This window comes from Microcoleus sp. F10-B2 (genome assembly GCF_036704965.1).
Taxonomy (GTDB): Bacteria; Cyanobacteriota; Cyanobacteriia; order Cyanobacteriales; family Microcoleaceae; genus Microcoleus.
Window position 1 is genome coordinate 12,838 of the sequence record NZ_JAUBTB010000027.1, and the last position, 24,830, is coordinate 37,667.

At 44.3% G+C, this 24,830-nt stretch carries 13 protein-coding genes; 6 read left to right on the forward strand and 7 right to left on the reverse strand.

Annotation, left to right across the window (positions count from 1 at the left end; translation table 11 throughout):
• Positions 1-31 precede the first annotated feature (31 nt).
• From QUA99_RS12820 to QUA99_RS12830, 3 genes are all read right to left on the reverse strand, one after another.
• Positions 32-1,360: a GH39 family glycosyl hydrolase gene (locus QUA99_RS12820; protein ID WP_333237087.1), complete on the reverse strand. Its 1,329-nt coding sequence runs from the start codon at positions 1,358-1,360 to the stop codon at positions 32-34.
• A gap of 85 nt (positions 1,361-1,445) precedes the next feature.
• Complete coding sequence (locus QUA99_RS12825) at positions 1,446-4,955, reverse strand: glycosyltransferase (protein ID WP_333237086.1); 3,510 nt, start codon at positions 4,953-4,955, stop codon at positions 1,446-1,448.
• Positions 4,956-5,116: 161 nt separating this feature from the next.
• Entirely contained in the window at positions 5,117-7,684 is a 2,568-nt protein-coding gene (locus QUA99_RS12830; RefSeq protein ID WP_333237085.1) for a glycosyltransferase, read from the reverse strand.
• Positions 7,685-7,848: 164 nt separating this feature from the next.
• On the opposite strand from QUA99_RS12830, the gene QUA99_RS12835 reads away from it, so the two are divergent.
• From QUA99_RS12835 to QUA99_RS12845, 3 genes are all read left to right on the forward strand, one after another.
• A complete protein-coding gene (locus QUA99_RS12835; protein ID WP_333237084.1) occupies positions 7,849-10,167 on the forward strand; it encodes a tetratricopeptide repeat protein in 2,319 nt (772 codons plus the stop codon).
• Between the two features lie 172 nt (positions 10,168-10,339).
• Positions 10,340-11,632, forward strand: coding sequence for a response regulator (locus tag QUA99_RS12840; protein WP_333237083.1), 1,293 nt, complete (start codon positions 10,340-10,342; stop codon positions 11,630-11,632).
• A gap of 422 nt (positions 11,633-12,054) precedes the next feature.
• Entirely contained in the window at positions 12,055-17,250 is a 5,196-nt protein-coding gene (locus QUA99_RS12845; protein ID WP_333237082.1) for a PAS domain S-box protein, read from the forward strand.
• A 70-nt stretch (positions 17,251-17,320) separates the two neighbouring features.
• Here QUA99_RS12845 and QUA99_RS12850 read toward each other — a convergent pair whose 3' ends face one another.
• Positions 17,321-17,884 carry a Uma2 family endonuclease gene (locus QUA99_RS12850; RefSeq protein WP_333237081.1) on the reverse strand — a complete coding sequence of 188 codons (564 nt, stop codon included), beginning with the start codon at positions 17,882-17,884 and terminating at the stop codon, positions 17,321-17,323.
• 163 nt (positions 17,885-18,047) lie between these two features.
• Between QUA99_RS12850 and QUA99_RS12855 the strand changes: the two genes are divergently transcribed.
• The gene (locus QUA99_RS12855) at positions 18,048-19,430 is read left to right on the forward strand and encodes a lipid-A-disaccharide synthase-related protein (RefSeq protein ID WP_333237080.1); all 1,383 of its coding nucleotides are present in this window, start codon (positions 18,048-18,050) and stop codon (positions 19,428-19,430) included.
• A gap of 251 nt (positions 19,431-19,681) precedes the next feature.
• Here QUA99_RS12855 and QUA99_RS12860 read toward each other — a convergent pair whose 3' ends face one another.
• A complete protein-coding gene (locus QUA99_RS12860; RefSeq protein WP_333237079.1) occupies positions 19,682-20,473 on the reverse strand; it encodes a 2-phosphosulfolactate phosphatase family protein in 792 nt (263 codons plus the stop codon).
• Positions 20,474-20,562: 89 nt separating this feature from the next.
• The gene (gene tnpB, locus QUA99_RS12865; protein ID WP_333237076.1) at positions 20,563-21,723 is read right to left on the reverse strand and encodes an IS200/IS605 family element RNA-guided endonuclease TnpB; all 1,161 of its coding nucleotides are present in this window, start codon (positions 21,721-21,723) and stop codon (positions 20,563-20,565) included.
• A gap of 131 nt (positions 21,724-21,854) precedes the next feature.
• Here tnpB and QUA99_RS12870 point away from each other — a divergent pair, with 131 nt between their 5' ends.
• Entirely contained in the window at positions 21,855-22,748 is an 894-nt protein-coding gene (locus QUA99_RS12870; RefSeq protein WP_333237074.1) for an EI24 domain-containing protein, read from the forward strand.
• A 3-nt stretch (positions 22,749-22,751) separates the two neighbouring features.
• Here the strand turns inward: QUA99_RS12870 and QUA99_RS12875 are convergent, their stop codons facing one another.
• Complete coding sequence (locus tag QUA99_RS12875; RefSeq protein ID WP_333237072.1) at positions 22,752-23,003, reverse strand: hypothetical protein; 252 nt, start codon at positions 23,001-23,003, stop codon at positions 22,752-22,754.
• Between the two features lie 300 nt (positions 23,004-23,303).
• On the opposite strand from QUA99_RS12875, the gene QUA99_RS12880 reads away from it, so the two are divergent.
• The gene (locus tag QUA99_RS12880; RefSeq protein ID WP_333237070.1) at positions 23,304-24,809 is read left to right on the forward strand and encodes an MBOAT family O-acyltransferase; all 1,506 of its coding nucleotides are present in this window, start codon (positions 23,304-23,306) and stop codon (positions 24,807-24,809) included.
• Positions 24,810-24,830: the final 21 nt, after the last annotated feature.

A 24,830-nucleotide genomic window follows, 5' to 3' on the forward strand; every position in this document is an offset into this window, starting at 1 on the left:
CTATATAATTCCGGTGCCACCAGAAACTATATCACTTGCTAACCGTCAATAAGTAGCCTTCATGGACGTTGAAATTAGGGATAACATAAGCCAAGCTGCCGCTACCCACAGAAAGGTTTTCTTCTTTCACCGTGACAAGCTTTTGCACTGCCCCTTCTTGATTGTTGGGAATTTTTTCTAATTTTAGAGTGATTTTCTGGCCTCTTTGAATACCTAGCTGCTCCAAATTACCCAGGCTTAATGTTACCGTTGTTGCTGAGGAAAAATTGGGATCGAAATAACCTAAAAGTATCTGTGCTTTACCTTCAGGATTTGACTTGCTGGCTAAAGCGACAAGGCGATTGTTATTTGACCAACTCCGCACCCGCGAATTAACTCCGTCAGCATAAGCTTTGTAAGTCCACCAAGCTGCTCTTGGCTCAAAAGTATTAGGCGTGACCATCCCACTCAGCGTATTGTTGAAGCAATTGCTAACTTTATTTGGCCCTTTAGTCTCCCAACAAGCTCTGCAAGCACCGTCAGCTTTTGCATACTCTAAGTTATACAAATAACCTAAGATTTCCCCCGGCTGGTACTGCGCTAAGTTCCCGACAATTTCGTTGACGTAAATTTTTTGCAATTTCAGTTCCTTGTAAGAGGGACTTTGCTGAAAATTGCGTTTAGCATCAATGACATGATCGTCAACAAATAAAATCATCGCGTCGTTAAGTTCGTGCCATGAGAGGAAGTTTACTTCAAGTTTGTTAGCCTTGCAGTAATCCAAAAAAGCTGCGAGATATTCTTTGCTGTAGCGGCCGAGGCTTGGCCCGCCAATCATTGCTGACGGCCCCAATTCTTCCCGCAATATTTTGTAAGCTCTTTTGTAAGTTTCAAAGAATTGTTCTCTGCTTCCCTTCCAAAATGGATCTTTCCAATCTGGTTCATTCCATACATCCCAAATAATTTTCTTGCCTTTATTTTGCTGGGCTAACTGTCGGATGAAGGCTTCCCATGCGGGGTAGTTTTGATAGGGCCAGCCATTGGGATTGGTACCGTAGCCCCACAAGTCGCTAACTACTAACTGAAACTCGGCTCCGCTGGCGATTACTCGATCGTAAAGATCGAGTCTCCCCACCCGCCAAAGTTTCGGCTGCAAGGGTTTGATAGAACTATCCGGCGGTTTTGCGGTGTCGATTCCGTGCAGAATGCCGCTCATGGAAATTGTACCGGTGGCTGGCTGTCCAAAATCAACTGCGACGTTCGATCGCAGTTGGGCAACAGTTGGTTGTTGCCCAAAATATGTTATTAGCAGGACAGTTACCGCAGCTAAGCAAATTGGCAGCAGTTTATTAATAGCTTTGAACTTGAAGGTGAATTGCATATCTTTTCTTTTCTCCATGCTGCGAAGGTTGACTTTGTATGTGTAGCAGCGATTTCACTCGCGGATTTGCTTTTATGAAAAAGTTTTAACCAACAGATGAAACGATTTCAAAACTCTGTATTGATTCCATCAACTGTTGCCATTCTCCTGAGCTAATTAGCGCGGCACTATCAATTTTAATCCCATTTTGGGAAGACAACAACACAAAAACATTCACCCAACTCAAGATAGTTTCTGTTGTAAAAAGTGGCGTGCAAGCCCAAGATGATTGCAAATTCTTAACCATCTCCGACATATCTCCCCTAGCGTAAGCATCCCAAGCTTTCCACACTAAATAATAGTATTTGAGCAGCCTATCCACTTGCTGTATGTGCCTTTGGACTTTCGGACTAATAGATAAACTGTCGCTCTTATTGTCTCTTGCAAGTGCTTGTTCAATTATTTGTCCGTATTCCCGAAGCATCCGTTCTTCTTGGAATAGTTCTTGGGCTCGCGCTTTGCACGCTTGTCCTGCAAGTCGGCGCAATTCGGTATTTTCTGCCCATATTTCCACCGTTTCTACTAACTCTTTTACTGTTCCTTCTGGGTCGATTGTAGGATCGGGGAGCAACTTTCCTGTATCTCCCAATTCTTCAGGAATCCCGCTGACTGCGGTTGCAATTACGGGCAATCCTTTCGCCATTGCTTCCATAATTGCTAGCGGCATTCCCTCTGCTTCGGAAGATAAAATAAAGATGTCGCTGGCGTCTAGCCAATCGGCAATATCCCAGCGCTGTCCTAAGAATTTAACCTGTTCGGTGACTCCTAATTGGCTCGCAGTTGCTCTCAATTCAGGCTCCATATCGTCGTGAGTGGTAGAACCGGGGCCGGCCCACACAAAGTATAGCTGCGGCCAAACTGGACGATTTTTCAGTTGGGCGATCGCCTGCAATTGATACTGATATCCTTTAATTGGAGTCAATCTCGCCGCCGTGAAACAAACGACAGCATCTTCGGGGATTCCTTGTTCTTGGCGCAGGCGTTGGCGGGTTGAAAGATTTGGGGGTTCAAAATAACTGTTCGGCCTGCCATAATAAATAACTTTGCCCCGTTTTAGAGGCACTTTAAAAATTCGTTTGAACAAGTTGAAATTTTCCTGTGAAACTGCTACTACTGCTTTGGCTAAATCGTACTGATAGGAGACAGCATTAAAATAGGGAACTCGATCGCCCCGATCGAAAGTTTCATAATTGCGACCGATATAACCGAGAGTAACTATGTACGGTATGTCCTGCTTAATAGCAACTTGTTTGGCCGCAAAATTGGCCATCGGTGAGCCATCGCTAAATATAATTAAATCCGGTTGAGCCCGGGCATAAACTTTTTCAGCATCTCCTAAATTGTATGAAACTCGCAAAAACTCTTTGATCGTGTCAAAGTCCAGCCAAATATGTTCTATACCTAGCTGTTTTTGTTCGGTAATTAAAGGGTTAGAACTTTGAGTTTGAACGCTAATAACTTGGTAGCCGTCGGCTGCTAATTTACACATCAGCGAGTGGTTGAACTGAGCCAAACCTCCAACTCCGTGGTCTTCGGCGTACAGGAGTACGCGGGATTTTTGCGGTTTGCCAATCGACGAACTATCAACAGGTTGGTATTGAGGAGTATTGTTGGCAGCAAGCACTACGATGTCTTGCCATTCTTTTAAAGTAGTTAAGGCATAAGCATCAAATTCGATACCGTATTCTTGCGAAAAATTTTTAAAACTTTCTAACCATTGAAAAACAGTTTCTGTACCTGTAAAAGGAGTGTAATGAAGAGATTTCTCCAAACACTCGACCATCTCTGCCAAACATCCATCGCGGTACATCCGCCACGCTATCGATACTAAACACCTGTAACGTTCCGCGCCTTTCAACTCGCGGATGTGCTGAGGTAAGTCTGGCCGCGCAAAAAATTTATCCATCATAATTTCCATATTTTTCATTACTTGGGAGCCGCCGGACATGAGATTGCTGTCGTGCTGGCGGTAGCAGGTTAATATTTCTTTTAACCAAACTGACTTGCAACCTTTTAAAGCTAAACGCAAGACAAAATCTAAATCTTCTGTTGGCGGAAAGCGAGGATCGAAACCCCCCAAGCGTTCCCACCACTCGCGCCGCAGCATCATCGCACTCAGCCGCACTGATTTGTACAAAACTAAGCTTTCTAAATCTAATTTGGGTGCTTCTTGCCAAGGCTTTACTCCATAGATGCCTGCGTCCTTTTTGTCAACTATCAGCCAACCTGTCTGCACCAAATCTAATCTGGGGTCAGCGTCAAAGCAAGCAATTTGTTTTTCTAGTTTTTCTGGGAGGAAGAAGTCGTCACTGTCGAGAAAAGCTAAAAATTCGCCTTTGGCTAGTTCGCAGCCGCGATTCCGAGCTATTGCTGCTCCTTGATTTTCTTGATAAACGTACTGAATTACATCGAAGTAAGGCTCTAAAATTTGGCGGGTGTTGTCGGTAGAGCCGTCATCTACGACAATAATTTCCCAGTCTTGGTAAGTTTGGTCGCTCGCACTTTCTACGGCTCTAAGTATATAGCAATCGCAGTTGTATGTCGGGATAATTACGCTGACTCGTACTGCTTTTTTGGGGAGTATGCTAGACATTAATTTTTTCCATTCTGGTAAGTTTCTTAAAGATTGCATAGTTAGGGGAAATCCGTAAGCTTTAGCAATAGCACCCAGACGCTTTATCCAATCTATTACGGTTTTTCTAGCAGAGTAAGGAGTATAAGGAAAAGATTTTTGGTAATACTCAACCGCTGCAACCGGATGACCAGTATAGTACAAGTGCCATGCCATCCATGTCAGTGCTTCGTAGAAAGCAGGATTTTCTAACTCGCGGATGTGCTGTGGTAAATCGGGTTGGCTGAATAAATTTTGTTTTAATTTAATAAACAGATTTGCTTGTTTGAGAGATTTTTGAATTGACACATTTTTGTCATGCTGGCGATAACAGACTGTCACCTGCGGTAGCCAAGCAGCTTCGCAGCCTAATAGAGCTAAACGTAATAGTAAATCGGCATCATCTACGGAATCAAACTCCGAATTAAATCCGCCTACAATTTGTAACCACTTTCGCGAAAACATCATTGCGCTGGGAAGTACGGGCATCTGTACTATCCATGCTTCTAAGTCTAATTTTGGTAAATATTCCCAACATTTGATATCAGAAATTGTCTCTCCTTGCTCGTTAACTAAACGCCAGCCGCTATTGACAATTCCCAAGGAAGGTGATGAACTCCACAGTGCTACCTGTGCTGCCAACTTATCTGGCAAAAAAAAGTCATCTTGATCTAAAAAAGCAATTAATTCACCTTGGGATTCATGAATTCCTCGGTTGCGAGCGGCTGCTACTCCTTGATTTTCTTGATAAAAGTAGCGAATTCTATCAATATAAGGCTGCAACGCTTGGCGAGTGTCGTCCGTTGAGCCGTCGTCTACAACGATAATCTCCCAGTTTGTATAGGTTTGACTCAAGACGCTTTTTACAGCTTGTGCGATGTAGCGATCGCCATTATATGCAGGTATAATTACGCTGACTAGCGGTGTCGAAGTTGGCATTGACATGAGTTTGCTGGATGATAACAAAGGGTTCTGGAACATAACACGGATTGAGACGCGGATACACAGATTTTCGCTCGCTGTTGGGCTGGTAAAATATAATTTTACTGATATTTGCGGCTTTACTGCTGGCAGCAACCTCAATTTAAAATGTCACTTTGGTGTTTTTATGGTAGAGAAAATACAGATTCAAAACCTTGTATACCCTCGACTAATTGTTGCCATTCTGCTGAGTTAGTCAGAAAATATGTATCCAACGGATGCCCTTTTAATGACGAAAAATTTCCAAAACATTCTACCCAGTTCAGCAGCGTTTCTGTACTCAAAAAAGGCGTACACTTTAAAGATTCTTGAAGCGACTGCTGCATCCCGATGAGATCTTCTTGGCAGTAAGCGTGCCACGCCTTCCACACTAAAAAGTTGTAGCGCACCCGGCTTTCTACCTTCGCCATCCACCCCTGCACCTGTTGTTGAGTAACAAATCGATCTTTTTCGCCATCGGAAAGTAAAGCTTTTTCGATCGCCTCAACAGACTCTGCGAGCATCCGCTCCTCTTTGAACAATTTCTCGGCCCGCTGCTTGCAAGCTTTGCCGATTTGGCTGCGCAATTCTGGATTCAGCGCCCAAGCTTCTACAGTTTCCGCCAATTCCCTGGCTGTTCCCTCTGGATCGGTATTCGGATCGGGCAACAACTTCCCAGTATCGCCGAGCCCTTCTGGAATGCCGCCCGCTGCCGAAGCAACTACAGGCAATCCTTTAGCCATCGCTTCCATGACTGCAAAAGAAGGTGCAGCATCGCCGAGAGATGTCAAAACGAAGATGTCGCTAGCATCCAGTAAATCTAAGATATCCCAGCGCTGTCCGATCAATTTCACGCGATCGCTCGCCCCTAATTCCCTAACAGCTTCCCTCAATTCTTTTTCTAGATCGCAATAGCTTCCCTCACCATTTCCTGCCCAGACAAAATACAGTTTAGACCATACAGGAGACTGCTTCAACTGCTTGATTGCTTCGATCTGATATCGATGCCCTTTAACCGGTGCTAATCGAGCAGATGTGAAACAGACAATCGCATCTTCAGGAATTTCTAACTCTTGCCGCAGGCGTTTGCGAGCCGAAGGATTAGGAGGTGCAAAATATTCAGGAGATCGCCCCAAATAAATGACTTGCCCCTTATCTTTGGGTAAATCAAAGTCATCGCACAATAAATTCAAATGTTCATAAGCGCCAACAATCACCGCTCTAGCTTGCAGGCAGTGATACAGCACTCCCTCTCGATAAGGCACTACATCCCCGTAGGCAAAACTTGCGTGATCGGGCATGACTAACCCGATTACCATCATGTATGGTATCCCCATCTGAATAACTACCTGTTTAACTGCAAAATTAGAATAGGGCCAGCCATCGCTAAAAATAATCAGATCGGGTTTATTTTTAGAAAAAATCTCTTGTGCATCCTCCGTATTTCTTAACACCCGCGCTAAATCTCTATGGCTGCTAAAATCCAGCCACAAGTGTTCTATACCTAACTCTCGTTCTCGCTCAACTAACGGGCTAGAATGTTTGGTTTGCACGCAAGTGACTCGATAGCCCAACAAGGCTAACTGACAGAGAATGGCATGGTTGTACTGCGCTAATCCTCCCACGCCCGGATCGTCGGCGTTGTAGAGTAAAATGTGCGATTCCCTAGGGGATAGCTTCGCCGCGCGTGCTTTTGGATGTGTAGAAATAGAACTCTGTTGCGATTCGGGCTGATGGGTCATAACCATCAAAATTATATCTTGCCATTCTCTTAACTGACTCAGTGAATAAGCATCAAAATTGTCACCGTATTCTTCAGAAACGCTCTGAAAAGTTTCCAGCCAATTCAACACTGTTTCTGTGGGCGAAAAAGGGGTATATTGCAATGACTTTTCCAAACACTCTGCCATCTCTGCTAGATGACCGCCGCGATACATCCGCCATGCCATCCACACCAAGCATTGATAGCGTTCCTGTTTTTTTAACTGGCGGATTGACTGAGGCACATCAGGTCTGGCAAAGAATTTTTCCATCAGAATTTCTGTATTCTTCATTAGCGGAAAACCGCTTGACATGAGATTGGTGTCGTGCTGGCGATAACACGTAAGTACCTCTTTTAACCAAACTGATTTGCACCCCTTTAAAGTTAAACGCAAGGCAAAGTCTAAATCTTCCGTAGGCGGAAGCCCAGAATCGAAACCGCCCAAGTATTCCCACCACTTACGCCGCAGTAGCATGGCACTTGGGCGCACACATTTATAGAGAATAAAGCTTTCTAAATTTAATTGAGGCGCTTGCTGCCAAGGCTTTACCGCAGAAATATTTTGCCCTTTTTCATTTACCATGAACCAACCTGTTTGCACCATATCTAATGTGGGGTCAGCATCAAAGCAAGCTACCTGTTTCTCTAGTTTTTCTGGGAGGAAATAGTCATCAGCATCTAAAAAAGCTAAAAACTCGCCTTTGGCTAGCTGGCAAGCACGATTGCGAGCTATTGCTGCTCCTTGATTTTCCTGATAAATGTAGCGAATTCTGTCAGAATAAGGCTGCAATACTTGATGGGTGCTATCTGTCGAACCGTCATCTACAACTATAATCTCTAAATTAGTAAAAGTTTGACCTAGGGCGCTTTCTACCGCTTGCACGATATAGCGGTCGCCATTATATACTGGTATAATTACGCTGATTAGCGGTGTGCGATTGACTGTTGACATTATTTAGCTCGCTGTTAACCTATTATTGTCTAGTTTATATTAATTTCGCTGAGATTTAGCACTATTTATTTGCCAGTCTGCAGAGGTATTTACTTGAATTTGAACTTTGACAAGTTGTACCATACAATAATACATGGAATTATTACTCAACAGGAACGCAAGAAGTGAATTCAGAAACAGCAGCGGTTGATTTTCAACAACAGGCAGAAATATATTTAGCTTTAGGGAAGTTGGATGAGGCGATCGCACTTTGCCAAAAAGTTTTGGCATCTCACCCCAATTCCGCCGAGACTTGCAAGACCCTGGGGAAGGCGCTGCAAGCTCAGGGTAAGCTAGAAGACGCAAGGTATTGGTATAAAGTTGCGATCGCCCTGCAACCGGATTTTGCCGAAGCTTTTGCTAACCTCGGCACTCTCTGCGCTACATTGCAACAGTGGCAAGAGGCGATCGGCTGTTACCAAAAAGCCATCTCCCTGCAACCAAACTTTGCAGGATTTTACCGTAATTTGAGCCGGATATTTACCCAAGTCGGTCAAGCTGAGGAAGCTGCAGACTGTTGGTATCAAGCACTCATGGTGGAACCGATAGAAATAGCCGAAGAATACCTCGATTTAGGTAATACTTTGTTGGCGCAAAACAAGCCAGAAAAAGCGCTGACTTGTTACCACCGCACGATTTATTTAAACCCCAGTTTTTGCGAAGCTTACTGCCAATTAGCCGAAGCTGCTAGCGAGCTAAAAAAGTGGGACGAAGCTATTGTTAACTACCGCAAAGCTATTCAACTCCAGCCGGATATTTCGGAGTTTCATTACAAATTAGGCAATGTTTTGCAAGCCAAGGAACTCTGGTACGAAGCGGAGGCTGCCTACCGGGAAAGTATTGAGTTAAATCCCAATTCTTTTTGGTCTTACTACAATTTAGGCAGTGTGCTGCTCGATTTAGAAAAATGGCAAGAAGCCGTCGTTGCGTACCGCACCGCTGTTGAAATTAACCCGGATTTTTCTTGGTCTTACTACAGCATCGGTGCAGCTTGCGAGCGATTAGAAGAATGGTCTGAATCCGCCGCAGCTTACGAGCGCGCTACTGAATTAGACCAGAATTTTTTCGCAGCTTTTCACAAGTTAGGAGATGCTCTTTTTAAACTAGAAAAGTGGTCAGAAGCTGAGGCTGCATACGAACGGGCGATCGCACTAAATGCGGATTTATTTTGGTCTCATTATAACTTAGCTTTGACTTTAGTTAAGCTTCAAAATTTTGCAGCAGCAACACTCGCTTATCGGCGGGCGATCGCACTCAATCCAGAATTCTCTTGGACTTACCACAATTTAGGAGAAGCGCTGTTAAAAACCCAACAGTGGAAAGCCGCAGCTACCGCTTACCAACGTGCTATTGAACTTAATCCCACTATTTCTTGGTCTTATTACAATTTAGGCGATGCTTGGAGTGAAAGTCACCAATGGAACGATGCTGTTTCCGCCTACCTTTGTGCGCTTCAAATCGAGCCGTCTATACCGGGAATTTACATAAAGTTAGGCGAGGCTCTCATCAAAAGAACTCCGACCGATTTAGACGCAGCAACCAGCTACTATCACCACGAATTGCAGCCACTGCACCCTCCTGAATTTTACTGCGAAATAGCCCAAAATTTTGCCGAGAGCGATCGGCTTAACGCAGCCATAATGTTGTACTTGATGGCATTAGAAATTAGACCAAAAGATCCCGAAATATCCCAAAAATTAGAGGGTATTTTAGAAAAACAGCGTCAAACAGGGGAATCTACTCTATTATTAGAGTTAGAGGCTAAGGATATTCGCGATCGCTACATTGCCCGAGTCGCCAAAGGCAAAACTTTTGCAGAAGTCGGCGGCTTGTGGGGAACTGTCAGCGAAAAAGTATCTGTAGCTAGCAAATACGGTGCAGTTTCTCTGACAATGATTGATGCCATGCCGGCATACCTCGACTGGTGGCAAAATTTTCACGATCGGATGACAAGTTTAAATATTGCTAATTATAATTGTATCAATCGAGATATAACTCAGATTCAGCTTGCAGAAATTGGCGAGCCTTACGATGTAGTTCACTGTGCAGGAGTTTTGTACCATCACCCCCATCCGTTGCAGATTTTAGTTGCCTTGCGTCAGATAACTGGCGAGCATTTAGTTTTCACTTCAGCTATCACCCAAGAAGTTATAGAGAATGAGTTAGGACGCTATGAACTTCCCGCTTCTGGAGTAATGTTTATTCCAGCTTTGGACGACGCAGAACGAGCTATTCTAACAGCCTACTGGCAGCCCTACCTCAACAGCAACCCACTTATAGGGATAACTGAAAAAGCAGTTTTTGACATGAACAATTTGGCGGCGTGCTGGTGGCTGCCGACAGCTACTGCTTTAGAATCTATGTGCAAAGTAGCTGGATTTAAGGTTTTAGATAAAGGATTGACTTGGAACAATAATGCTATGACTCTGCTGCTAGGCATTTGAGGATTGGTAAACGAACAATAACAGTACCGGACGCGCCAAACTGTTAAAAACCAGGTTTCTGAGGGGATTATTCGTTTCCTTCCGCCAATATTCCTACTAGAAACCTGGTATTTTCCGTAATTTATAAATAAAATAGCTGCAAACATCTTTTGTGAAAACAGGAAAATAATTAATGAACAATCACCAACCAGGGACGGCATTAGGCAACATTTTAGTAGTAGACGATACGCCAGAAAACCTGCGCCTGTTGTCTACGATGCTTACTCATCGAGGGTACGCGCCCCGCTGCGTGATTAACGGAAAAATGGCTCTGAGAGCCTGCAATTCTAATCCGCCGGATTTGATTTTGCTCGACATAATGATGCCGGAAATGAACGGCTACGAAGTTTGTCAACACCTGAAATCCGAACCAAAAACTCGCGAAATTCCGGTAATTTTTATCAGCGCTAAAGATGAAGTATTCGACAAAGTAAACGCATTTGCTGTTGGAGCAGTTGACTACATCAGCAAGCCATTTCAGTTTGAAGAAGTGCTCGCCCGCATCGAAAGTCACCTCACCCTGCGGAATTTACAAAAGCAGCTAAAACAACAAAATATGCTGCTTCAAGAAGAAATCAACAGCCGCTTAGCCGTTGAAAAAGCAATTCACGAAAAAAACCAAATTCTGCAACAAGAAATTAGCACCCGCCGCGCCGTTGAAAAAGCTTTGCAAGAGCAAAATTTGCTCCTCCAACAAGAGATATCGAACCGCCAGCGCGCCGAATCTGCTCTCTTAAAATCTAACCAAGAATTGGCGCGTTCAAATGCGGAACTAGAACAATTTGCTTATGTGGCTTCTCACGACTTGCAAGCGCCTTTAGCAACAATTGCTAGTTATGCTCAACTTTTAGAAAAACGCTACAAAGATCAGCTCGACAGCCAAGCTAGTAAGTTTATTGGCAATATCGTTCACGGCTGCACGAGAATGCAAAATTTAATTGACGATTTACTCGAATATTCGCGAGTGGGCAGGAGTCAGAAACCTTTTCAACTGACAGATTGCAATCACGCAGTCGAGCAAGCAATCGCCAACTTGCAATGGGCGATCCGCGACACTCAAGCAGTTGTTACTTACAGCGAATTGCCAGAGGTAATGGGGGATATTTCTCAACTCGTACAGCTATTTCAAAATTTAGTCGGCAATTCGATTAAATATCGCCAAGATGCACCGCCTGTGGTTCATATTACCGCTGATAAACAGGAGAAAGACTGGTTATTTTCTGTCTCGGATAATGGAATTGGGATTGCGACGCAGCATCAAGAACGCATCTTTCAAATTTTCCAGCGGTTGCACACTCAAAAAGAATATTCTGGGACAGGTATTGGTTTAGCAATTTGTCAAAAGATTGTGGAACGTCACGGCGGATCTATTTGGGTGGAGTCGAAGCCGGGGCAAGGTTCAACTTTTTACTTTACTCTCGGTTAATTGAGACATCTTTTCGGCACAATGTAGAAGCTATAAGGCTGCGGAATTTGAATTAAATATTATATTTTAAGGCAAAAGCTAGAAGATACAAGGTAGAAGTTAACACCATTGAAATTTTTAAATTTTTAAATTTTTAAATTTTTAAATTGGGGATGACTTGTGGCTATTGGGGGTTGCGATCGCGAGCCTAAAGTGGCATTTTTTTTTTAACTCGTATAAATTGCAAGTTAGAATAAAAAATGTTTGGCGTTGACAATTTAGTCAGTGCATGGTAAAATTTTAATTCTTAAACACATTTTTTGTAGCGCTCGCTCACACCGCAATGTGAGCGCCGATGTAGGTGTAAGTGCCATTAAATAATTGCCCCGAAAATCACAGGTAAAATTTAAGTTTGTTTAACATTTTTTTGATTAATAATTATTATGAAAGCAGTTTTTAACTTAGCTTTGCCTCCTCTCTGCTTTAAAGTTCTGTTAGTAGAAGACAACCCTCAAGAAGCCGAGCTGATTGAAGATTTGCTGTCAGAAATTGGCGGCCAACAGCGTATACTGCTGACGAAAGTAGAACGGCTCAGTGAAGCGCAGCAGCGATTGAATGAAGAAACTTTTGACATAATTTTATTAGACCTTTCACTGCCAGACAGTCTCGGAATCGAGACGGTTGCTCGGGTACAAGAGTATGGAGTAAATGTGCCGATCGTAGTTTTGACTTCCCAAAATGACGAAGAGCTTGCCCTGCGGTTGATTTCCGTCGGGGTACAGGATTATTTAGTAAAAAGAAAAATCGACGGCGAACTGTTAATTCGATCGCTCCGTTACGCCATAGAACGCCAGAACAGTCAAGATGCTTTGCGAAAAAGTGAAGAAAAATATCGCTCGGTGGTCGAAAATTCCCTGATCGGAATTGCCATCATCGCTCCAATTATTGACAGCGAAGTTCCTCAAAATTGCAACTGGATAGAAGTTAACGATGCGCTGTGCAATTTGTTGGGCTATGAGCGCTATGAACTCGTGCAAAAGAATTGGCTAGAGTTGACTCATCCAGAGGATTTTGATGCCAATTTGAAACAATTGTCTCAGATGTTAGCAGGTGAGAGCGATGGTTGCATCTTAGACAAAAGGTGGCTCAGAAAAGACGGCGAAATAGTTCACACGCGAGTTTCCCTGCGCTGCATCCGCCGCCTGGACGGGTCGATCGACCGGATCATCGAAGTAGTGTTGGACGTGAGCGATCGCTACCGCTACGAAGCCAAACTGAAAGCGTCAGAAGAATTTTTAAACCACACCATAAATGCTACGCCCGACCCAATTTTTGTCAAAGACGAGCAACACCGCTGGATGATATTAAATGATGCTTTTTGTCAGTTGCTCGGCAAATCGCGGCAAGAACTGATCGGCAAATCAGATTATGACTTTTTCCCCAAATCAGAGGCTGATGTTTTTTGGGCAAAAGATGAAGAAGTATTGACAACGGGTATCTGCTTGGAAACTGAGGAAAACTTCACAGATACTGCCGGAAAAGAACACATCATCTCTACCAAAAAAAGCGTATTTAAAACATCGGCTGGCAGTAAAGTAATAGTAGGCATAATTAGAGATTTTACCGAATACAGACGGCAGCAAAAAGCCCTGCAACAAAGCGAAGCTCGATTTCAAAAACTGGTAGCTAACCTGCCGGGAGCAATTTATCAATTACGAAGGTCAGCAACGGGAGAAATATCTTTTCCCTACGTCTCTTCAGGCAGCCGCCAACTGTACGAATTAGAAGCAGAATCAATCGAGCAAAATGCGGAACTGGTTTTCAGCGGAATTCACGCAGACGATCTCTTAGATTTAGAAGCATCGATCGAAATTTCTGCCGCTAGCTTAGAACCTTGGCAGCAGCAGTGGCGGCAGACTTTGCCATCGGGAAAAGTTAAGTGGCTGCAAGGAGCGGCGAGACCGGAAAGGCTCAATAACGAGACAAACTCTGGGAGCGAAGGCGATATTCTCTGGGACGGTTTAGTGATGGATATCACTGAATTAAAGCAGGCACAAACAGAGCGCGACCGCTTTTTTACCATCTCCTTAGACTTGCTTTGTATTGTAGGTTTCGACGGCTGTTTTAAACGTTTAAATCCTGCTTGGTCAACGGTTCTAGGCTACAGTAGTGCTGAACTTTTTGCCAAGCCGATGCTCGAATTTGTCCATCCAGACGATCGGCAAGCTACCGCAGCCGAAGGGGTAAAACTAATAGCAGGTAGCTCCATTATCTCGTTTGAAAACCGCTATCTTTGCAAAGACGGTTCTTACAAATGCCTCCTGTGGACGGCATCGCCATTTAGTGAAGAAGGTTTAATCTACTCAGTCGGTCACGACATTACCTCTCGCAAACAAGCCGAGTCCAAACTTCAGCGACAAGCAGTAGCAATGGCCGCTGCTTATGACGGTATCGCGATCCTCAATGCTAGGGAAGAATATATTTATTCTAATCAGGCTTATCTGCAAATGTACGGCTTTTTAAATTCCTCCGATTTATTGGGTAAAAGTTGGAAAATCCTTTATGAAGAAGCAAAAATTCAAGAAATTGAACGAGAAATCCGCCCGGCTCTCCATGAAAAAGGATACTGTAATATAGAAGCAACAGGTCAGCGGCGAGACGGTACTCTTTTTCCTCAAGAACTGTCGCTGACTATGCTTGCCGGTGGGGAGATAATTTCCATAGTCCGCGATATCACTAATAGAAAACAGGTAGAATCAGCACTGCGAGCGAGCCAGCGCCGCTACCAAACTTTAGCAGAAGCATCGCCAGTTTGCATATTCCACACCGACACCTCGGGAAATTGCCTTTATGTGAATCAGCGGTGGAGCGAAATTACGGGATTAAACCCAGAATTAGCAGCAGGAAAGGGCTGGATAAATGCCATACATTCCGATGATGTAGAGCGGGTGAAAAGTGAATGGCATCGAACAATTATTGACAAAATTCCTTTTAAATCAGAATACCGCTTTCAGCGTCCAGACGGTCGGGTAATTTGGGTGATCGGTCAGGCAATTGCAGAAATCGGAGACAAGCAGGAAATTAAAGGCTATATCGGCACTATTACTGATATTAGCGATCGCAAACAAGCAGAATTAGATTTGTTGCGAGTTACTCAAGCCGTAGAAAGTACCAGCGACGCGATCGGCATTGCTGACTTGACAGGGCGATCGATCTACCACAATCAAGCCTTTGTTCAGCGGTACGGCTACACAGCAGAAGAACTGAACACAGCAGGCGGAGCAACGGCACTTTACCCCCAAAGTCAAGTGCTGGTAGAAATGTTTAAAACAGTCCGTAAAGGCAAATCTTGGCAAGGCGAACTCCAAATCAAAACTAAAAGCAACGAAGTGGTAACGACTTTATTTCGTGCCGACTGCATTAAAGATGAAACTGGCAATTTAATCGGGCTAGTGGGAGTAATTACCGACATCACCGAACGCAAACAAGCTGAGATGGCCCTGCTGCACCAAATAAGGCGAGAACGGCTGGTAGTTGCCATGCTCGATCGCATTCGCTCCTCCCTCAATTTAGAAGAAGTCCTGACAACTGCTGTCGAACAAGTGCGGCAATTTTTGCAAACAGACCGCACAGTTATTTACCGTTTTAATCCCGACTGGAGCGGCTTTGTAGTTGTGGAATCCGTGGCACAAGATAGAATTTCGTTGCTAAGTTTTAACAATATTGATGGCTGTTTTAGAGAAAAATTTGTTGAGATTTATCAACAAGGCTGTATTAGATCTATGGAAGATATTTACCGGGAAAATTTGACGGAATGTCACATGAAATTTCTCGAAGGATTTGAAGTAAAAGCTAACTTAATAGTGCCGATTTTAAAAGCACGAGAAAGCATTTCCCAGACTCAACAGACCGCAGAAAATCAGCTATGGGGACTGCTGATCGCCCAGGATTGCAGCGGCCCCCGTCCCTGGGATTCCTCAGAAATAGAATCCCTCCGGCAATTGTGCGTCCAATTGGCGATCGCGATCCAGCAATCGACGCTATTTGAACAAGCACAAACCGAAATTGCCGATCGCAAACTTGCAGAATCTGCCCTCCAACAAGCCAAAGAAGTCGCAGAAAGCGCCAACCGCGCCAAAAGCGAATTTCTCGCCAACATGAGCCACGAACTCCGCACGCCTTTAAACGGCGTTTTAGGTTACGCTCAAATCCTCAAAACCGACAAAGACTTAAGCTCTGATCAGCAAGAAAGTCTCAGCAATATTCAACAGTGCGGTCAACACCTGCTGATGTTAATCGATGATGTTTTAGACCTTTCCAAAATCGAAGCTAGAAAAATGGAACTCTACCCGGAAGAGTTAAATTTTCTAAATTTCACGAAAAACATTGCCGATCTATTTCAGATGCGGGCATCGCAAAAACAAATTTCCTTCAATTACGAACAAGTATCTCCCCTGCCTACTTGCGTTTGTGTAGATCCAAAAAGATTGCGCCAAATTCTGATAAATTTACTCAGCAATGCCGTTAAGTTTACTAACAGCGGAGGTGTGACTTTTAAAGTCGGCTATGTCGGCACAGGCGCCTGGAGTCGAGGGCAAGGCGAAAATTATGAATTATCGATTTTGAGTTCGGAACTGAAAGAAAATTATATGCGCTTCGCCCACAATGCGAGCGCAGAAAAACACGCTTTAAAAATCCGCTTTCAAGTTGAGGATACCGGCACTGGAATAGACCGAAGCAAGTTAGAAGAAATATTTTTGCCATTCCACCAAGTAAAAGGCAATACATTTGTTGAAGGTACAGGTCTCGGACTCTCAATCAGCCAGAAATTAGCGAAAATGATGGGCAGCGAAATAGGTGTCAACAGCACTTTGGGAAAAGGCAGCACTTTCTGGCTGGATTTAGAATTGCCCGCAGTCCAACGGTACTTGGAGGTGTCTCCTTTGCGGGAAAAACCCTGGCTTGTCGGTTTTGTTGGCAACAAGCGGAAAGTGCTAATCCTGGATGAAAATCAACTAAATCGCGATTTGTTGTGCAGGCTGCTGGGGCGTTTGGGATTTGAAGTTGCCGAAGCACAAAACCGTCAAGAATGCCTCTACAAAGCAGTTGAATTTCAACCGGATGTGATTTTTATCGACTTGGGGATGCCTGTAATGGATGGCGTAGAAACTGCCACAAGACTGCGGGAGTTACCGGAATTAAAAAATGTCGTGTTAATCGCTATGTCAGCTAGCCTTTTGGAGGGGGCGCAGCAAGAGAGAATCCTCGCAGGGTGCAATGATTTTCTTCCCAAGCCGATCGCAGCAAATCACTTTTTGGCACAGTTGCGCGTGCATTTGAGCCTAGAATGGATTTACGGGGAAGCTTCGGAAAACAAAAAGCGCAAAACTCCCAGTTTGTCACCAGCATCGGATTTTCCGGCTTATTCTTCTCTGTTACCTGCGGCTTCTGAGTCGGTAGCACAACTTTTGAAACTCGCAGCTATGGGCGACATTGAAGAATTTTTTGAGGAGAGTGCTAAGCTGGAGTGTTTAGAACCTAAATTAGTACCGTTTGTCTCGAATCTGCGCCAACTTGCTAAGGGATTTCAGCTCAAACAAATTCGGAATGCTTTAAAGCAATATATCGAGGGGCAGTAGTCAGCAGTCAGCAGTCAGCAGTCAGCAGTCAGCATTTATATCATGTGCGGTCGCTCGATCGGATATGATATCACTCTAATAGCCAACCAAATAATTCTCCTACTGTCAGTTGCAATTCCCTGGCAAAAGATGGCATGGGCAATAACTGTTCCGGTTCGTCAAACACCTCCGTTGATTGAGTCTGCCGATATACAAAAACCGATCGATCCTCTGGATCGATTAACCAACCCATTTGAGTTCCGTGTTTGAGACAATGTAAAATATTTTTAGTAACTTTAGTTTGGTTTTGGTCGGGGGAGAGGATTTCAATTGTCCAATCCGGGGCGATCGCAAACACATTTGCCACACCACCATTTTCTTTACGGGGAATGCGCTCCCAAGTGAATACAGTCACGTCCGGAACGATCGCTCGACCGCCAAAAATGCACCGTAGTTCTGGAAATGCTCGCGCCACCTTTTGAGGTTTGAAAGCAGTATTAGCAGCGCTTGTCAACTCGCCTTGAATGACACTATGTTCTCCTTGAGGCATCGGTTTTTGAATGATTTCACCGTCAATGTACTCGCTGGCTGGTTTGGTTTCTGGCAACTTCAGAAACTCTTGGAGTGTCAAAGATTTTGGCAGGGTTTGTACCATCCAATTTTACCTAGAAAATAGAGTTTCATCTGCTATTTTACCCAAAAGTCCCGGACTCGTGCGATCGGCGCTCCACTTACTTCAACATCCGGCTATACCACCTTGCATCCTGCGGCTAATCTTGCTTCTATATATTCAGAGACAGTTTTTGAGAGAGTTGGGATTGAAATTACTTTGCCTCAGTAACGGCCACGGAGAAGACGCGATCGCCCTTCGCATCTTGCGGGAACTGCAACAGCACCCGCATCCCCCAGAATTAGCCGTGTTTCCGCTAGTGGGCGAAGGGCAAGCTTTCGCTCAACTAGAAAACGCCCGCATCATCGGCCCGGTGCAGCGAATGCCTTCGGGCGGCTTTATTTACATGGACGGGAGGGAATTTTTGCGCGATGTTAAAGGCGGTCTGCTTCAGTTGACCCTAGCTCAGTTTAAAGCCATCCGCGCTTGGGTGCGATCGCAACAACAGTCTGGGAATCAAGACGGCGTTATTTTAGCCTGCGGGGATATTGTACCGCTGCTGTTTGCTTGGCTCGGCGGCGCGCCCTACGCCTTTGTGGGTACGGCCAAGTCCGAGTATTATTTGCGCGACGAGAACGGGCCTCTGGCTCGCAAATCCCGGGCTTTTGGTTGGTGGGGTGCGCGATCGGTTTATTTGCCTTGGGAGCGTTGGTTGATGACTCGATCGCGCTGTCGGGCCGTTTTTGCCAGGGACGCGCTAACCGCCGAGACTTTACAAAAGCTGGGAATTCCCGCTTACAATCTCGGAAACCCGATGATGGACGGACTCGAACCGGAAAATCCAGCCGGTTTTTACGGCCCTGACGCAGAGTTTCGGGAAAGGTCGCGATCGCTCGTCATCACCTTACTCCCCGGTTCTAGAGCGCCGGAAGCCTATGCTAATTGGCAGCTAATAGTAGAGGCTGTAGCCGGAATTTTGTTGCTGTTTGCCGAGCGCAAATTGTTATTTTTCGGAGCGATTTCCCCTGAGTTAAATCTAGAAGCTTTGCGACCTATTTTAGAATTTTTCGGCTGGCGACAAGACGGCGAAACTAGAACGCAGCGGCGAGAAGGAAGTATTTTGCGACCTCCTGTTTCCAGCGCTCGAGAAATTCACAAAGAATCTCCTAATTTGCTATTGCCCTTGACATTTGTGCAGAGAAACGCCACGATGATTTTAACTCAGCAAAGTTTTAACGATTGTTTGTACGAAGCCGATTTAGCAATAGCAATGGCAGGAACGGCTACAGAACAATTTGTAGGTTTAGGAAAACCCGCGATCGCCATTCCCGGAAACGGCCCGCAATTTACTCCCGCTTTTGCAGAAGCTCAAAGTCGCCTGTTAGGCCCGTCATTAATTTTAGTCAAACATCCCGCCGAAGTTGCCGCCGCCGTGCAATCTTTGCTCCGCGACCCCGACAGGTTGCAGCTAATCGCTGAAAATGGCTTGCGGCGCATGGGAGAACCCGGTGCCGCAGCCAGAATTGCCGAGTGTTTAATTCAGCGGTTCGGCGGTGAATACAGCAATTCTCAATTGCCGGCAATTCACTAGGGACAAAACATTCTTTTGTCCCTACCGAGTATGTTTAATTCTACTTTCTTTTAAAAAAATCCTGTTCACTAACTAATATCGTTTCCGGTAGCATCGGAATTACTAGCCAAAATTAGGACACGGCACTGCCGTGTCCCTACAATATTATTTTCGGTAGGGACACGGCAATGCCGTGTCCTCTATATCATTCCTACAAATAGAGTGTGCATCTAATCCTGGACTCGCCACCAATACACCACTCGCAGAAAACTTCAATTCGCCGTTTTTTCTGAAGATTGAACCCAGAAATCAGTCTGAGGAATTTTAAAATCAGACTTAACCAAAACTCCCGGTTCTCGCTGCACCGGCAGCACATCTAAAGTATCCGTTTGCGCGCAATATTTTAAATCTTCAATAACACCTAAACCGAGGAGGCGCTGGCCGTGACTGGCCCTTTCCAACAATTCGTGCAACCTATCTTGCCAGTGCAGGTAAAGAGCAATAGCCCCAAATACTTCATCGTTACCAGCAAAATCGCTCGCAGGAATACCGCTTTCTGCCAGCAGGCTTTGGGCGATCGCACCAGCACAAACCGTATCTTCCAACGAATAACTCCCTTCCCAACCAGAACCCACAATCCAAATAGTTTCCGGCTGTTTATTTAACAAAAACTGCACCACAGATTTGCGGTTAATCAAAGCCGCCGTTAACACAGTTGCAGCAGCTTGCACTCGTTCCAGAGCCCGAGTGCCGTTAGTTGTGCTGATAAAAATTCGCTTCCCACTTACCGTTTCTGGCGTGCAGTCGAAGGGGGAATTCCCCATGTCAAATCCGTCAACTTTGCCGCCGCCGCGCTCTCCGGCGCGAATCCGCTTGTCTGCAGGCCATTTTTCGCTCTCGGCCATTAGCTTATCTAAGTCGCTGAAAACTTGAACAGCTTCCGCCCCATTATTCAGGGCCGTTGCCATTGTCGTAGTCGCCCGCAGCACATCAACTGCGATCGCGCAAGCCGGCATTTTGTCGGCTGGCGTAAGTTCCGGGGTATGGTAAATAAAAAGCTTCACTTTTGGGCTACCTGCGATAAATCCTCATCAGCAATAATAAGGGAAAGTGGTTGACAACTCCCCGCCGTAAAACGGCCGAGATTCTTCCTTCATCCAACGTTGCCTCTAAAAGCAGTGCCTTTAGATGGTCTTACACGTCGTCTGGAAGCGTTAGCGAGATGCCCTCCCGCCAAAAGTCGTAAACCTTCATCGCGGATATTCATGGCGGCGTTAATGTCTCTGTCATGTACCGTTTGACATTTGGGACATTGCCAGCTACGAATATCTAAACTCAGGTTATCTAGTTGATGTAAACAGTTACTACAAGTTTTTGAACTGGGGAAAAATCTATCGATTTCGATATAGATTCTTCCCTCCCACTCTGACTTATACTTCAACATGGTGACAAATTGACCCCATCCAGCATCGCTGATTGATTTAGCTAGTTTGGAATTTCTTACCATGTTTCTAACTGCCAGATTTTCGACAATTATGACTTGGTTTTCCTCAACTAATTTACGACTTAGTTTTTGGAGAAAATCTTCACGACATCTGGTGATTTTTGAATGTACTTTAGCAACTTTAATCCGTGCTTTCTTACGATTGCTAGACCCTTGTTGTTTGCGGCTAAGTTGCTTTTGTCTCTTGGCTAGTTTAACTTCATATTTACGGTAATATTTGGGGTTGCCATGCTTAGTCCCGTCGGACGTAATTGCATAATGATTTATCCCCATGTCTATACCAATAGCTTTTCCCTCTGACGATGAAACAGGCTGATCTTTACCATCATCATAGAGACAAGCGGCGTAGTATTCACCTGATGGATTTAGCGATACGGTAACAGATTTTAACTTCCCTTCGAGCAATCGAGATACTTTGCAGTAAACCTTACCTAGTTTTGGCAAGGTGAGATAGTCGCCATCTAATTTAATTCCTTGTGGGAATCGGATAGATTGCTTTTGTCCCTTTTTCTTAAAATTTGGGTATTTAGCCCGTTTCTCAAAAAAGTTCAAAAAACCACTAGACAAATCCAATGCTACTTGCTGTAAACATTGTGAAGGTGGTTCTGTTAACCATTCATATTCTTTTTTTAGCGGAGGTAACAAATTAATGATGTCGTTTCGACTTAAACCCTTACCTGTTGCTTTGTAAGTTTCACTGGTTAGGTTAAGCGCAAAATTGTAAAACCACCGTACACATCCAAACGACTTACCAAGCAATATAGATTGCTCTTGAGTCGGATAGATTCTGTACTTGCAGGCTTTTAACATTGCACTTATCAAACTATATTTGCTATGGTAAGCTAAAGTGAAACCAAAGTAAAGTCCCCCTTGAAGGGGGAGGTTTTAGACCCAATTTTTCGATAATAGAAAATAGAGTCGAGTCCTCAAAAGCAGAAAATATGTCTAAACAGCTCAATTCAAACCCCGCCCCCACCGCCATTGCCGCACCAATTGGACTCCTGGCAGGTTTCACCTATCCTTTGCGAGCTTTCACGCTGATTTTGCAAACTCCCAAGCTGTGGACTTATGTATTAGTTCCCGTGGTGCTAAATTTTATAATTGGTATCGGTCTTTATTTAAGCTTGCTATTTCCCAGTTTGGCAGGGATAGACGTTTTGGTTGCCGATTTGTCCGTCCGATTTAATGCTCTAATTGCGAGTTTTCCAGCTTGGCTGAGCTTTCTCGGCGTGTTAACAGTCGCTTTCGGCTGGCTGCTGCGCGTACTCCTAGTGTCAGGACTTTTGCTGATAATTGGATTTTTGTTAGTGCAGTTTGGCGTGATTTTAGGTTCGCCCTGGTACGGCAAACTTTCCGAACAATTGGAACTGCTGCGGAACGGTCAATTGCCCGCAGAAGCACCAATGAGTTTGGCGAGTAGTTTTCGGGATATTCAAAGGGCGATCGCCTTTGAACTGCGAAAATTACAAATTTTGTTGAGCGTCGGCATACCGCTGCTGCTGCTGAATTTTATCCCGGGAGTCGGCTCTATTCTTAGCAGTTTGGGTGGCGTAGCTTTGGGCGCGACTATTGTCTGTTTGGACTTTTTAGATGCACCTTTGGAGAGGCGCAGGCGACCTTTTCAGGAGAAGTTGGAGATAATTCGGGGGAGTTTGCCTGCCAGCGGGAGTTTTGGTGTGGTTTGTTTGGGTTTGGTGAGCATTCCGCTGTTGAATCTGTTGGCGATTCCGCTGTGCGTGACGGCGGGAACTTTGTTTTTTTGCGATCGCATTTGGCCGGTCCGCTTTGCCCCAGAAGAAACTCATAGCGATCGAGAAACTAACATTACCAATTAAAAACTAGGAAGATGCTTCTTCCTTCGGCTGACTCTGGGAGTTAAGACCCAGAAACGGGCTTAAAAACAGCCAGCTAATGAAGAAAAAGGATCCTGTAAATAGCTGGACAATATCAACCGCCGACAAATATCCGTCAGATAATAGTGCAATAGTTCTATCTGTCAGCCCGAATATCCAAGAGAGAATCCCAAACAGCCAAATGCCTTTTTGGAGCATGGGCAAAAATGCTAAAACTTCGGAGTTTTGCTGGTTCATTGATTTAGCCCTTGTTTGCGAAAAGTCTGATTAACCGGGCACCCCAAGGGCTTAAGGATTTTTGGTGTCTCCTCGGATTCCCTTTGTTATCTATATGTTAAGAAATATTTCCCGATCTGACAACGCGCCCTGGGAGGGATTTCCGCATCTATCTCAAGAAGTAGTCGCAGCGCCAACAAAAAGTAATATTTGCTACACTTTGGTAGGATGCGCGATCGGGATCTAGCCGACTTTTGTCATTAGTCCCAGGCCCTTGATATAGTGACTCACAGGCTACGTAAAAGAGCGAAATCACAAATTATGTTATTTAACAGTATTGAATTTTTAGTATTTTTTGCAATTGTTTTCACCATATATTATTTCCCTCCCTTGCAAACACTGCAAGTTCCCATCCTCATAATTGCGAGCTTTATTTTTTACAGTTGGAGCGCTCCCGCACTGCTACTTATCCTCCTGCTATCAATTATTATCAACGCTACGGCTAGCTTTCAAGTTGCCCGCATTTCCGACAACAAACAGCGATTTTTTTGGGCTTTATCGGGAGTAGTTCTCAACCTATTAATTTTGAGTTTGTTTAAATACGCCGGTTTGCTAACTAACTTTGTTGCGGATGTTTTTAATATTGCTCGAACCGAAGGCAGCATTGCTTATTTATTCTTAAAATTGCCTCTGCCACTCGGCATTTCTTTCTACACATTTGAAGGTATCAGTCTCATCTTAGACGTACTGACTCAAAAAGATACAAACGCAACAGAATCAAACGCTTACGTCTCGCCAAATTTTACCCAAAACCTGCTCACAACCTCATTTTTTATTGGCTTTTTCCCCACTTTACTGTCAGGCCCGATTTTAAAATCTAAGACATTTTATCCCCTGATTGCTCCTAAATATTTTCAAGACATTTCTTGGGATTTCATTTTTAGATCGCTCACAGTCGGCTACTTCCTAAAAATGGTCGTCGCCGACAACTTAAAAGATTATACCTTCTGGATCAGCTTTCCCTACTACCAAGGATTTGGAACTCTTACCAACCTGACGCTGCTGTTCGGCTACTCAATACAAATCTTCGCCGATTTTGCCGGTTACTCCTTAATTGCGATCGGTTTTGCTGCTGCTTTGGGTTACACAATTCCAGAAAATTTCGACTTTCCCTACATCTCCCGTTCCCTCTCCGAATTCTGGAGAAGGTGGCACATTTCCCTCTCAACTTGGCTCAGAGATTATCTATACTTTCCCCTCGGCGGAAACCGCAAAGGAAAAATCAGAACTTATGTTAACTTAATCACAGTAATGACATTAGGAGGACTATGGCACGGGGCTGCTTGGAGTTATGCAGTTTGGGGAATTTATCACGGACTTGGTTTAGCCGTAGAACGCTTTTTTGGCTTAGATAAATCAAAAAAAAAATCGACAGAACTAAATCAAGCAGAAACCAAACCAATCTGGAAGCAATTATTATTTGACACAATTAGTGTTTTAGGAGTTTTCTCTTTTGTTTCCGTGGGATGGCTGCTTTTCAAACTACCTCGATTTGCAGAAGCGGTTGACTTCGCTGTTACTTTAGTTCGCAACTATCAAATCAAGCCCGGTTGGAGTCAAATTATTCCGACGCTAATTTTTTCCATACCCGTAGTAATTTATCACGTTCCTCATTTTCCCACTTGGCAGAATTTGATGAAACAAGATTCAAATAAAAACGCTCAAAAAATCTGGAGCATTTATCAAGATTTAGCTTTAGGAATTATGCTAGCCATGATATTCCTCAACAGCGGCAACTCGAAACAATTTATTTATTTCCAATTCTAAAAGGTGTTCTATGTTTGTTAA

What these genes read in the sequence shown, in the direction of transcription:
- tnpB (WP_333237076.1), bottom strand. Translation starts at nt 21,723, where the DNA reads ATGTTAAAAGCCTGCAAGTACAGAATCTATCCGACTCAAGAGCAATCT.
- QUA99_RS12870 (WP_333237074.1), top strand. Translation starts at nt 21,855, where the DNA reads ATGTCTAAACAGCTCAATTCAAACCCCGCCCCCACCGCCATTGCCGCA.
- QUA99_RS12845 (WP_333237082.1), top strand. Translation starts at nt 12,055, where the DNA reads ATGAAAGCAGTTTTTAACTTAGCTTTGCCTCCTCTCTGCTTTAAAGTT.
- QUA99_RS12850 (WP_333237081.1), bottom strand. Translation starts at nt 17,884, where the DNA reads ATGGTACAAACCCTGCCAAAATCTTTGACACTCCAAGAGTTTCTGAAG.
- QUA99_RS12840 (WP_333237083.1), top strand. Translation starts at nt 10,340, where the DNA reads ATGAACAATCACCAACCAGGGACGGCATTAGGCAACATTTTAGTAGTA.
- QUA99_RS12880 (WP_333237070.1), top strand. Translation starts at nt 23,304, where the DNA reads ATGTTATTTAACAGTATTGAATTTTTAGTATTTTTTGCAATTGTTTTC.
- QUA99_RS12830 (WP_333237085.1), bottom strand. Translation starts at nt 7,684, where the DNA reads ATGTCAACAGTCAATCGCACACCGCTAATCAGCGTAATTATACCAGTA.
- QUA99_RS12820 (WP_333237087.1), bottom strand. Translation starts at nt 1,360, where the DNA reads ATGCAATTCACCTTCAAGTTCAAAGCTATTAATAAACTGCTGCCAATT.
- QUA99_RS12875 (WP_333237072.1), bottom strand. Translation starts at nt 23,003, where the DNA reads ATGAACCAGCAAAACTCCGAAGTTTTAGCATTTTTGCCCATGCTCCAA.
- QUA99_RS12825 (WP_333237086.1), bottom strand. Translation starts at nt 4,955, where the DNA reads ATGTCAATGCCAACTTCGACACCGCTAGTCAGCGTAATTATACCTGCA.